The sequence below is a fragment of the Psychrobacter sp. CX18 genome (genome assembly GCF_057396215.1).
In genome coordinates this window covers 119,616-131,412 of sequence record NZ_JBXYJH010000001.1, presented here as the reverse complement: position 1 = coordinate 131,412, position 11,797 = coordinate 119,616, and the positions used below count along the sequence as shown (strand labels likewise).

At 43.6% G+C, this 11,797-nt stretch carries 7 protein-coding genes; 4 read left to right on the top strand and 3 right to left on the bottom strand.

What is annotated here, in order from left to right; all coding sequences use genetic code 11:
- The first annotated feature begins 204 nt into the window (after positions 1-204).
- Positions 205-1,863, top strand: a complete 1,659-nt coding sequence (locus AC2SLT_RS00520; protein ID WP_486545293.1) for an alpha-keto acid decarboxylase family protein — start codon at positions 205-207, stop codon at positions 1,861-1,863.
- A gap of 336 nt (positions 1,864-2,199) precedes the next feature.
- Positions 2,200-3,858 (top strand): alpha-keto acid decarboxylase family protein, encoded by a 1,659-nt coding sequence (locus AC2SLT_RS00515; RefSeq protein ID WP_486545291.1) that lies wholly within the window; start codon positions 2,200-2,202, stop codon positions 3,856-3,858.
- A gap of 206 nt (positions 3,859-4,064) precedes the next feature.
- Here AC2SLT_RS00515 and hemN read toward each other — a convergent pair whose 3' ends face one another.
- Entirely contained in the window at positions 4,065-5,615 is a 1,551-nt protein-coding gene (gene hemN / locus AC2SLT_RS00510) for an oxygen-independent coproporphyrinogen III oxidase (protein WP_486545289.1), read from the bottom strand.
- Between the two features lie 485 nt (positions 5,616-6,100).
- Here hemN and AC2SLT_RS00505 point away from each other — a divergent pair, with 485 nt between their 5' ends.
- Positions 6,101-7,786, top strand: a complete 1,686-nt coding sequence (locus AC2SLT_RS00505; RefSeq protein ID WP_486545288.1) for a YifB family Mg chelatase-like AAA ATPase — start codon at positions 6,101-6,103, stop codon at positions 7,784-7,786.
- 269 nt (positions 7,787-8,055) lie between these two features.
- On the opposite strand, the gene AC2SLT_RS00500 is transcribed toward AC2SLT_RS00505, so the two are convergent.
- Positions 8,056-9,765 carry a formate--tetrahydrofolate ligase gene (locus AC2SLT_RS00500; protein WP_486545286.1) on the bottom strand — a complete coding sequence of 570 codons (1,710 nt, stop codon included), beginning with the start codon at positions 9,763-9,765 and terminating at the stop codon, positions 8,056-8,058.
- 323 nt (positions 9,766-10,088) lie between these two features.
- Here AC2SLT_RS00500 and AC2SLT_RS00495 point away from each other — a divergent pair, with 323 nt between their 5' ends.
- Positions 10,089-10,880 carry a hypothetical protein gene (locus AC2SLT_RS00495; protein WP_486545284.1) on the top strand — a complete coding sequence of 264 codons (792 nt, stop codon included), beginning with the start codon at positions 10,089-10,091 and terminating at the stop codon, positions 10,878-10,880.
- 138 nt (positions 10,881-11,018) lie between these two features.
- Here the strand turns inward: AC2SLT_RS00495 and AC2SLT_RS00490 are convergent, their stop codons facing one another.
- Positions 11,019-11,660 carry a YceI family protein gene (locus AC2SLT_RS00490; RefSeq protein WP_486545282.1) on the bottom strand — a complete coding sequence of 214 codons (642 nt, stop codon included), beginning with the start codon at positions 11,658-11,660 and terminating at the stop codon, positions 11,019-11,021.
- Between the last annotated feature and the right edge of the window lie 137 nt (positions 11,661-11,797).

Below are 11,797 nucleotides of genomic sequence, written 5' to 3'. Positions count from 1 at the left end.
CCTACTACAGTACTACTTGCACTCGGTTGCCATGTACCTTTTTAGCTGGCTTCGACTATAGTGACATTAAATAGTGACATAAAATATGCTTAAATAAAAAAATTAAATTCAAAGCATATTGATTAGGTCTGCTTATCAATTAAATAGTGAATTACGCTACTAAACAAATAAAACCAATTAAACATATAAATAAAGGAAGGAATCATGACGACTGAAAACTATACCATTGCAGATTATCTATTTGATCGTATCGCAGAAGTAGGTGTCACAGAAGTATTTGGCGTGCCAGGCGATTATAACCTGTTGTTTTTAGATAATATTATTAAATCAGACAAACTACGTTGGGTAGGTAATACCAATGAATTAAACGCAGGCTATGCCGCCGATGGTTATGCGCGTGAACGCGGCTTTGCGGCTATGGTCACAACCTTTGGCGTAGGTGAGTTATCTGCCTTGAACGCAACCGCAGGCTCCTATGCAGAGTACGCACCCGTCCTTCACATTGTCGGTGCGCCTAAACTAAATTATCAAGACAGAAAGTTAATTCTTCACCATAGCTTGGGTGAAGGCGAGTTTGATGATTTTATTAAAATGAGTGAGCCGGTCAATGTGGCTCAAGCTTTAATTACTCCTGATAATGCCGCGGCTGAGATTGACCGTGTTATCAGTGAGATTATTAAAAAACAGCGCCCTGGATATATCGTGCTACCTGCGGATGTCGCAGACGTTGCTATTTATCGCCCTACCCGCCCACTTGCGCTTGAGAGAGAAAATGTTACTAGTCAGGAAGCACTGGCGGAGTTTAAGACAGCATTAAGCAACCACATTGAAGGCAAAAAAACCACTTTATTGGCAGATGTCATTGTCAAACGTTTAGGGTTGCAATCTGAGCTTAAAGCACTGGTAGCAGATACGAATATTACCTATGCGACCCAGTCTTGGGGCAAAAGCTTATTGAATGAAGACGATGAACGCTGGGCCGGCGTATATTATGGTGGTCTTTCGAACCCAGTCGTTAAGGACGCAGTCGAAAATGCTGAATGTTTGTTAATCGTCGGGGTGACCTTTACAGACACCACAAGCTCAGGCTTTAGCCATAAGATTGAGCAAGATCGCACTGTTAATATCGGCGCAGACAGTGCAATGATTGGTGACAAGACGTTTGCACCACTGAGTATGAAAGATGCGCTGCAAGCACTGCATGACGTATTGACCTCTGGAATAGATGTTGTTGCTAAGCCGTTAAGTGGCAAAATTGAGAAGCATGAGCAACAAGGTGGCGATAACGAGCCCTTATTGCAAGATGATCTATGGCATATCGTTGCGGATAGCTTAGACAATAGCAGTTTGGTATTTGCTGAGCAGGGCACGGCGTATACGGGTATGGGACCGATCCGTTTGCCTGAAGGCGTGACCTTCTATGGTCAGCCGTTATGGGGCTCTATCGGTTATACCTTACCGGCAAGTTTAGGGGCTGGTCTAGCGTCACCTGATAAACGTACTACGTTACTCATCGGTGATGGGTCATCGTTATTGACCATTCAAGATATTGCGGTGATGCTGCGTGAAAAACTAAACCCAATTATCTTGTTGGTGAATAACTCAGGCTATACCATTGAACGCGCGATCCACGGTGAGAATGAGCTGTATAATGATATTCCTAAATGCGATTGGCAGTTGATACCAAAAGCCTTTGGAGCCAATGATGACAACTGTGTTATGTTAAGTGTGAAGACGCCAAACGAGCTTAAATCTGCGTTAGATAAAGCTAAAGCCACTGAAGATAAAATGGTATTTATTGAAGTATTTACCGAGATGATGGATATGCCACCACTATTAGAAAAAATGGCAGCGTTATTCTAATCACTGAATTAGATTGGTATAAAACCCCCTACAAGCTCAGAGCTTATAGGGGGTTTTCGTTTTGACCTAGTTTTCGACTATATGATTTACAAAGCAGAGATTGTCTATAACATAACTCTTATTTCTGCTATATTGATTCATTGCTAAAATTTTGGTGCAAGAAAGATTTTGGTTATATAACATCTATAAATATAAGTCATACCAAATCTTGAAATTAGCCTATCGAGTAAGGTAAGTCCAAACTCAATATATACACGCAACAAATAGTGGATTTAGTGAGTCTGACCAAGCCTGAAAAAGATAGGTAGTTTTATAAAAAAAGTAAAAGGAATAAAGATGTCGACAGAACAATATACTATAGCTGATTATTTATTTGACCGAGTTGCTGAAGCAGGGGCAACCGAAATATTTGGGGTGCCTGGAGACTATAACTTATCTTTTTTAGATAATATTATTGCATCCGATAAGCTGCGCTGGGTCGGTAATACTAATGAATTAAATGCGGGGTATGCGGCAGATGGTTATGCGCGTGAGCGTCGTTTTGCTGCTATGGTGACGACTTTTGGCGTAGGGGAATTGTCCGCGATAAATGCCACGGCAGGCTCCTTTGCAGAATATGCGCCCGTGCTACATATCGTAGGTGCGCCGAATACTAAGCTAAGAGAGGGTAGAGGCCGTCTGCATCACAGTTTGGGAGATGGAGAATTTAACCATTTTATAAAAATGGTAGAGCCTTTAAGCGTGGCTAGAGCAGAAATTACCGAAAAAAATGCCGCCTCGGAGATTGATAGAGTGATCCGAATGGTATTAAAAAAACAACGTCCCGGTTATTTACTGCTGTCACCCGATGTGGCCAAATTACCCATCTATCCACCCACCACTAAGCTTAAAGACAGCGAGGAGGATATTACTAGTCAAAAGGCATTGGTAGATTTTAAACAAGCCTTAACAGATTTTATTGCTGGTAAAGCCACGACCTTGATTGCCGACCTAATGGTTCATCGCTTAGGACTACAGCCACAACTAAAAGCATTAATTGCAGATACTCATATCCCGTATGCGACCTTGTCTTGGGGCAAGTCATTGCTGGATGAAAATAGTGAGCGCTGGGCTGGAGTTTATGTCGGTGAGCCGTCGCAGCCTGTGGTGAAAGATGCGGTCGAAAATGCAGAGTGTTTGATTAAACTTGGGGTTAATTATACCGATACCACCACAGCAGGTTTTACTCAGAAGATTGATAGCTCACGGGTGGTCGATATCCATGAAGAGCGTGCTACAGTGGCTGATAAAATCTACTCGCCCATCGCTATGAAGGATGCTCTGCAAGCCTTGTATGAGGTCCTGACGTCTGGAATCGATGTTATACCCAAGCCTTTAATTGGACGAGTAGATGTGCATGAACAACAAGGGGGAGATAACGAGCCCTTATTACAAAAAGATTTATGGCACCTTATCGCTGACTGCCTAGATGAAAATAATCTGGTGTTTGCCGAGCAAGGAACGGCGTATTTTGGGATGAGTGAGGTACGCTTGCCTGAAGGGATTACTTTTTATGGTCAACCGTTATGGGGCTCTATCGGCTATACTTTACCGGCAAGCTTGGGCGCAGGCATCGCCTCTCCAAATAAGCGAAGTGTACTATTAATTGGCGATGGTTCGGCATTATTAACCGTTCAAGACTTGGCGGTGATGATACGAGAAAAACTAAACCCAGTTATCGTGCTTGTTAATAATTCAGGCTATACAGTAGAGCGCGCGATCCATGGGGAAAAACAGCCTTACAACGATATTCCTTACTGTGATTGGCAGATGATGCCTAAGTCGTTTGGTGCAAATGACAACAACTGCGTTATCTTAAAAGCGACTACGCCCGCTGAACTAAGAACAGCATTAGATCAAGCAAAAATCACTCAGGATAAAATGATGTTTATTGAAGTGGTAACGGCCGTTATGGATATTCCACCTTTATTAGAAGATGTGGCCGCTGCCCTTTAATTAGACTCAATATATAGTCAGCAAACTTCTAAAAAGTTACTGCGTTAACCTCGTTAAGCCTACTCCAGTAGTACTTGCACTCGGTTGCCTTGTAACCATCTTAGACTTCTTTGACTATAGAGTGGATTTAAATGAGACGTCATCAAAGCTTACCTATAGGTAATAAAAAACCGACCCTTTTGGTCGGTTTTTTAGTGGTACAACCCCTAAATGACTTTAGAGAATCGACCTTTTTCTTTATTGGCTAAATAGCTATCAAACACCATCGCGACATTACGGGCAAGAAGGCGACCTTTGGGTAATATGCGTATACCTGCGGCATCCATGTCGATGAGTTTATCCTGTTGCATCTCACCGAGCTGCTGGATTTCATTAATGAAAAAAGTAATGGCATCAATACCAAACTTTTGATTAACATCCTTAAAGTCAAGATAGTCATGACACAATAGATTCATGATGACATAACCGCGTAGACGGTCTTGAATGCTGGTTTTAATATGCTTTATAGCAGGTAGTTTACTAGCATCTACCGCCGCTTTATAGCGATCAAGGTCAGGATTATTCTGCAAGATATGAGTCGCTGCGCCGCCTTGACTGCCATAAAGCGTGCTATTGATTTGGCTTATCGCTGACACGCCAAAACCGAGTAGATCACAGTCACCTAAAACGGTATACCCTTGGAAATTTCGATGCAACTGACCCTCACGTTGCGCCACTGCAAGCTCGTCATCTGGTTTGGCAAAATGATCAATACCGATATATTGATAGCCAGCTTTAGTAAGTGCCGCGATAGTATCGCTAAACATCTGTAGCTTTTGCGCAGGAGATGGTAGGTGTGCTTCTTCGATTTGACGCTGAGCTTTGAATCGATCAGGCAAATGAGCATAGTTAAAGATAGACAGTCTATCTGGGCTCATCTCGATAATACGCTTAACCGTATGTGCAAAAGTCGCCGGCGTTTGATGCGGTAGACCATAAATCAGATCTATATTGATCGAGTTATAGTTTAAGCGGCGTGCCTCATCCATAACGCTTTGAATCAATTCTTCAGATTGAATTCGATTGACGGCTATCTGGACGTGTCCGTCCAAATCTTGCACCCCAAAACTGACCCGGTTAAAGCCCAATTCACGTAGCTTCTCTAAGGTATTCTCGCGTAGCTCACGGGGGTCAATCTCGATAGAGTAATCGCCACTGCCGCCTTGTTCTGATGGGGCATCGAATTCAAACTGAGTTTGCAAAAACTTCCATAGCGCAATTAGTTCATCATCACTAAAGAAGGTTGGGGTACCGCCGCCCAAATGCAGCTGTTTTACAAACGGCTTTTTACCCAGCTCTAGGGTCGGCAATAAGGCTTGTTTTTGTTTAATTTCTGCAAATAGGTAATCAAGGTAATCACCGGCATCGCTGTTCTTTTTAGTAATAATTTTATTACAAGCGCAGTAATAGCAAAGATGACGACAAAACGGGATATGGAAATAAAGAGATAGCGGCGTTTGAGCATCACGCTGCGTCAGGATATTAAACTCCGTGCCTGCTTCGATAGGCTTAAACTCAAGCGCAGTCGGATAAGAGGTATAGCGAGGGCCTGAGCGATTGTACTCATGAATCAAATCTTCGTCATATTCTAATGGGGGCACGCTTGACGACGCCTGATCAAATTGACGACGCGCATAAGGATTTGTCGGCGTAAAATCGGGACGCTCTGTGGTAGGAGGTAGGTTGGCTTGATCAGTAAAAATAGAAGACGATGTCATAATGAAGCCTTATCGATAGACCGATAAACAAGGACACACCCTCGTACAGGGTGGGTGTTAAATAATGTGAACGTACGTTAAATCATACCTTTTCTATAAATACGCTATCTTTGTTAGATTCACTGAAGCTACTATTTGCCGCGTTTAATGGGTTGTGTTAGTACTACCCTGCCTCTATAGGTTAATTTCTAGATTTGGTATAAACAGGGTGACATAAAGGGTGACCTAAAAAGTGATTAGGTGGCTTAATTGTGACCCCATTATAACAAATAAAGGCATGGTAACGGATACTAAGCTTGTCAGCTATGGTCAGATGTTATAGGTGTAACTATGTCGAGGTGTGACCATGCACTTGATAGTGCACTATTATTTGGATAGATTTCACTGTGCCATAAATAATAAGCTCAATTATTTGCTAGTTGATTGTTAATCACTTATTATCAATAAAATTTTAACAATAACTATCTTTTATAAGAGAGCCTAACATGTCTTTTGCGCAAGTTAATACCCGATCGGTTGTGGGGCTACATGCGCCTAAAGTCATGGTAGAGGTTCATTTATCTCAAGGCTTACCTGCTTTAACCATTGTTGGTCTGCCAGAAGCGGCCGTGCGCGAAAGTAAAGATAGGGTTCGCTCTGCTATTATTAATTCAAACTTTCAGTTCCCCAATAGACGACTTACCATTAATTTGGCCCCTGCCGATTTGCCAAAAGATGGCGCACGACTCGACTTACCGATAGCCATGGGGATATTGGCAGCCAGTGGACAAATAGAGCCGGACTGGTTAACCGATTATGAGTTTATCGGTGAGCTGGCGTTAAATGGCAACTTACGTGCCGTAACAGGCGGTTTGGCAGTTGCCAGAGCGATTAAGACCGACAGCAATAGCAACAAAAACCAAAGTGCTGAGGGTGAGGTGGAAGACGGCACGGATAAAGAGGATAGTAAGGCTGCCGATAAGAATAAGAATAAGAATACGGATGGCGACAGTGCTGTCGTGAAAAAACCGAGCCTATCTGACACTACCGTTAAGGCAAGTTGTAAGTTGATGGTGCCTAAGCTGATAGGGGTAGAGGCGAGCCGAGTAGCGGGTGTGACCGTGTATGGAGCACCAACGCTGAAAGCAGTATGCGAACATCTGCGCGCCGAGAATGAGATTAATTTTGCTAGCAATGGTCAGTCGAATACCGTTCCAGAGGGATTGCTCACCCCCATCGTGTCAAAAATACCTGTGAATAATGCCACCTATAAGGTGGATTTGGCTGATGTTAAAGGGCAGCACCATGCCAGACGGGCACTTGAAATCGCTGCGGCGGGCGGGCATTCGTTACTGTTTACAGGGCCGCCTGGCTCTGGTAAGACTTTGATGGCATCACGACTGCCGACCATATTACCCGACTTAAGCGATGAAGAAGCATTAGAGGTAGCGAGTACGTACTCAGTTGCCGATACTGAATATCAATATGGCACCAGACCCTTTCGCGAAATTCACCATACTATTTCAGCAGTGGCTTTAGTAGGTGGCGGCTCACGTCCAAAACCTGGCGAGATCACATTGGCGGACAAGGGCGTTTTGTTCCTTGATGAAATGCCTGAGTTTGACCGCAAAGTGTTAGAGGTGTTGCGTCAACCGCTAGAATCGAAACAAATCACCATTAGTCGTGCCAATCAGCAAGCGACTTTTCCGGCCAATTTTCAGTTAGTCGCCGCTATGAACCCCTGTCCTTGTGGCTATCAAGGTGACCCTTCTGGCCGCTGTCGTTGTCGTCCTGAGCAAATTCAGCGTTATCAAGATAAAATCTCAGGCCCGCTTCTAGACCGTATTGACTTACACGTAACCGTACCTGCGCTGCCCATTAGTGACCTACAAAATGCCAGTAATGGTGAACAATCAAAGATAGTACGTGCCAGAGTCACCGAAGCATATCGGCGTCAACAAACCCGTCAGAAAAAAGCCAACAGTGATCTGACGCCCAGTGAGCTTGATAGCTATACTCAACTTGGCGAGGGGGAGAAACAATTATTGGCGATTGCACAAGCCAAGCTTAATTTATCGGCTCGGGGCTACCACCGGGTATTGCGAGTGGCGCGTACTATTGCCGACTTAGCAAACAGTGTCGATATAAAAACCCCACATCTTAGTGAGGCCCTAAGCTATCGGGGGAATTAAAGGTTATCAAGGTAATTAATGGTGATCAAGTGCGTTAAAAATTATCGAGGTAATTAAAAGCTATTTAGGTGCTAAAACCACTCTATTAAGGGCTAGGATATAGCCCCTAATGTGAGGGTCACATATTCATTATATAAGCTATAGTCGGCGAACTTATAAAGAGTCACGGCGTTAACCTCGTTATGCCTACTGCAGTAGTACTTGTACACGGTTGCCTTGTAACCATTTTAGACTTCTTTGACTATAAGCATATTATATGGTAGCAGGTTTTAGAACAGCCCTGTTATGTTACCGTTATCATCTACGTCGATATTTTCTGCAGAAGGGCGCTTGGGCAATCCTGGCATTTTCATAATCGGTCCACATATCACCACAATAAAACCTGCACCATTTGATACAGTGACATCCCGAACGTGAATATTAAAGCCAGTGGGACGCCCGAGTAGCTTGGCATTATCACTTAAAGAATATTGAGTCTTGGCAATACAAATAGGCAGTTTATCTAAGCCTAAAGCCTCGAGACGGCGAATCTTAGCGAGGGCGGTACTGCTCAAGTCAATATCATTGGCACCATATACCCGCTGTGCCACTTGACGAATCTTATCGGTAATAGGCTTATCCGTATCGTATGCAAACTTAAACTGACTTGGCTCAGCATCATGGTCTTCAATTAACTCAATTAAGGTATTGGCTAACGTCTCACCGCCTGCACCGCCTTTTGCCCATACCTGAGTCAGTGCCACCTCTACTTTTAGACGTTTGCAGGCTTTACGCACCATATCTATTTCAGCATCGGTATCACTATCAAACTGATTAATCGCCACGACTACAGGCAAGCCAAATATCTCTTTCAAATTTTCAATATGCTTGGTCAAGTTAGGCAGACCTTGCTCAAGGGCGGGTAAGTTTTCAGTTGTGAGGGTGTCTTTAGCGGCTTCGCCATTATATTTTAACGCACGAATGGTAGCGACTATGACCGCAGCATCAGGGGTTAAGCCTGACAGACGACACTTAATATCACAAAACTTTTCTGCTCCAAGGTCAGCCCCAAAGCCTGCTTCGGTCAGCGTATAATCGGCCAAATGTAGAGCGGTACGGGTGGCAATCACTGAGTTACACCCATGAGCAATATTGGCAAATGGGCCACCATGCAAGATGGCAGGCGTACCTTCAATGGTTTGCACTAAATTGGGTTTGATCGCATCTTTTAATAGGGCAGCCATAGCACTGTGAGCGTTAAGATCTTTGGCATAGATAGGTTGTTTGTCTTTGGTATAAGCGACGAGTATCTCACCAAGGCGACGCTTTAAGTCAGCTAAATCGGTGGCGAGACAAAAGATAGCCATCACCTCTGAGGCAACCGTGATATCAAAACCATCTTCGCGCATTACCCCATCTGAGGTCTTGCCGATACCGCTAATAATAGTGCGTAACTGACGATCGTTCATATCCACTGCTCGTCGCCAGACTACCTGTTTTGGGTCGATATTTAGCGTATTACCTTGGTAAATATGGTTATCTACCATAGCAGCCAGCAGATTATTAGCAACCCCAATGGCGTGTAAATCGCCTGTAAAATGCAAGTTGATATCTTCCATGGGCAGAACTTGCGCATACCCACCACCGGCTGCCCCACCTTTAATGCCGAATACGGGACCGAGTGAAGGTTCACGTAGTGCTATGATGGCTGTTTGCCCGTTGTTTTTCTGTGCAAACACACGGTTCAGGGCATCTGCTAAGCCAATAGTAACCGTCGTTTTCCCTTCTCCTGCTGGGGTCGGGTTGATGGCGGTGACTAAAATTAACTTACCGTTTTGCGATTTGGCCGGCCTGTTAAATACATCATTTGGGTTAATTTTTGCTTTATAGTGGCCATAAGGTTCAATCTGCTCGGCAGATAGACCGATTTTCTCAGCAATATCAATGATGGGTTTTAAGGTTGCTTGTTGAGCAATATCGATGTCGCTAGGTGTGGTCATGGTTAGGTCTCAGTTATTCTGTCGTGTATTGTCAATTAATGGTTGTTATATCATACGACTATTTATAGATTCAAATAGTATCCCGTTTCAATAAAACAACCTATCCTTTTCAGACTCGAGCTCGGTCAGACTCATTAAACCTACTATATTGTCGCGTTTGATTGATTGATTTTGGACGTGCCTTCCTTGATAGGTTAGTTTTTAATTTTAGTCATAAATAGTTCTTAACCTTCAGTAAGCGACGGGTTAATTAAGGTTTTATTATGAATGTTGTTAAGTTATACTCAAAATACAACCTTTAATAAACGATAAGAGAAATGATTATGAAGCTTCAGCAGTCTCAATGGGTAACCGTTTCAAGTATAGCCATACTGGCCTTAGTATCAGGATGTTCGTCACAAGAAAATATGCAAGATGCGACTCGTTCGACTTCTGAAACTGAGGTTGCCCCTACGCCCGTAATAGTGATTGAGCCTGCGCCAGCACAGGTCGCAGCCGAGTCAGAGCGTCTAGGTACGCAGTGGGGTGATGAGGTTGACTCAGAGGTGACTGAAGTTGATTTGCGACGTGTGGGTAGCGAACCAATTGAAAGTATTCAGGTGAGTTATGCTGATAAAAATTACTCAGGTAGGGCTTTAAATAGTATGTCACTCGTCGCAGGAAAGGTTGACTTCTCAGTAGAGAGCGACAGAGGACGACTGCCTATTTATCGTGATGCTGGCAATTATTATTTGCAAGGTAGAGCGGGTCAGGCCTATCGTCTAACATATCATAATAATAGTGACCATATTTATGAAATAGTGGCGAGTGTGGATGGTATTGATGTGTTAGATGGTAGCACGGCCAGTCGTTATAATGGAGGCTATGTGTTATATCCACACGATGATTTAGTCATTGAAGGCTTTCGTAAAAGTCAAAGTGCGGTAGCGTCTTTTATTTTTAGTAAGCCTGAAAGTGCTTATGCCGCTAATACCCCTTCGGGCTCCATACAAAACACCGGTATTATTGGCACCGTTGTGTACGAGCTTTACGATCCTTCTAAACCTCGTCCTAAACCTTATCAGCAGCCGCAAGCTTATCCTGCAGATAGTGGCTATGCCCCGCCGCCTCAATAATGTTCAACAGACCCTGAACCAATTCGATTGAACAAGTTATGAGATATCGAAAAAGTAGAGTGGCGCCCCGCTTGCGAAACCCAGCAAATCAGTTTGTTGGGTTTGGTTCTTTGGCACTAATCAGCACCAATCAATCTATTATCTTTTGGCCGCTTCAATTTGAATATTGAGTACCACATCTTTCGTCATGCCCAGTAACACGTATTTACTAATGCCCCATTGGGTGCGGTCGATAACGGTCGTAAAATCACCGCCACACACTGATTTTTTAAGAACAGGACTGAGATAACAGTTGAACTTGGTGGCTTCAAGGCTGACTGGATGGGTTTCACCATGCAACGTCAAATTACCATCGACACGGGTGACGGCAAGAGCATTCTGACTGGTATTTGAACCCAATATCTTGCTAAAAAAAGACGGCTGCTCTCCGAAATGCCATTGGGTAGACTCAAACGTTGCCGTCGGAAAACGTGCCACATCAAAAAAGTCACTGCCTTTAAGGTGCTCATCAAACTCACTATTGCCAGTATTGATACTGTCTAAAGGGATGACAATAGAAACTTTACCAAGCTGCTGCTTGGGGTCATATTCTATTTCGCCCGTTAAGTTATAAAAACCACCAGTATTGGTCGATGTCTCGAAGTGATCGATAGCAAAGCGAACATTGGCATGAGTAGGGTCAATGTCGTAAGTGGCGGCTTGCACAGTACTCACTGTGCCTCCCATCAATAAGAGACACGTCAAAGGATAAAAATAAACCGATTTAGAGAGGTGCATCATAAAGGTGCCTTATTATAAAAGTTGCGGTTATATGTCATATTGCATTATCGAGTCATAAAACCTAAAAGTGAAAACTCAAGCTAAAATCTTAAAGGTTAATTACCTCAGCATGAGCTTGTTTTTACGTCATAAGACGC

Excerpts from the sequence above, each read along its gene's own strand:
- AC2SLT_RS00520 (WP_486545293.1), top strand. The coding sequence starts at position 205 with ATGACGACTGAAAACTATACCATTGCAGATTATCTATTTGATCGTATC.
- AC2SLT_RS00515 (WP_486545291.1), top strand. The coding sequence starts at position 2,200 with ATGTCGACAGAACAATATACTATAGCTGATTATTTATTTGACCGAGTT.
- hemN (WP_486545289.1), bottom strand. The coding sequence starts at position 5,615 with ATGACATCGTCTTCTATTTTTACTGATCAAGCCAACCTACCTCCTACC.
- AC2SLT_RS00505 (WP_486545288.1), top strand. The coding sequence starts at position 6,101 with ATGTCTTTTGCGCAAGTTAATACCCGATCGGTTGTGGGGCTACATGCG.
- AC2SLT_RS00500 (WP_486545286.1), bottom strand. The coding sequence starts at position 9,765 with ATGACCACACCTAGCGACATCGATATTGCTCAACAAGCAACCTTAAAA.
- AC2SLT_RS00495 (WP_486545284.1), top strand. The coding sequence starts at position 10,089 with ATGAAGCTTCAGCAGTCTCAATGGGTAACCGTTTCAAGTATAGCCATA.
- AC2SLT_RS00490 (WP_486545282.1), bottom strand. The coding sequence starts at position 11,660 with ATGATGCACCTCTCTAAATCGGTTTATTTTTATCCTTTGACGTGTCTC.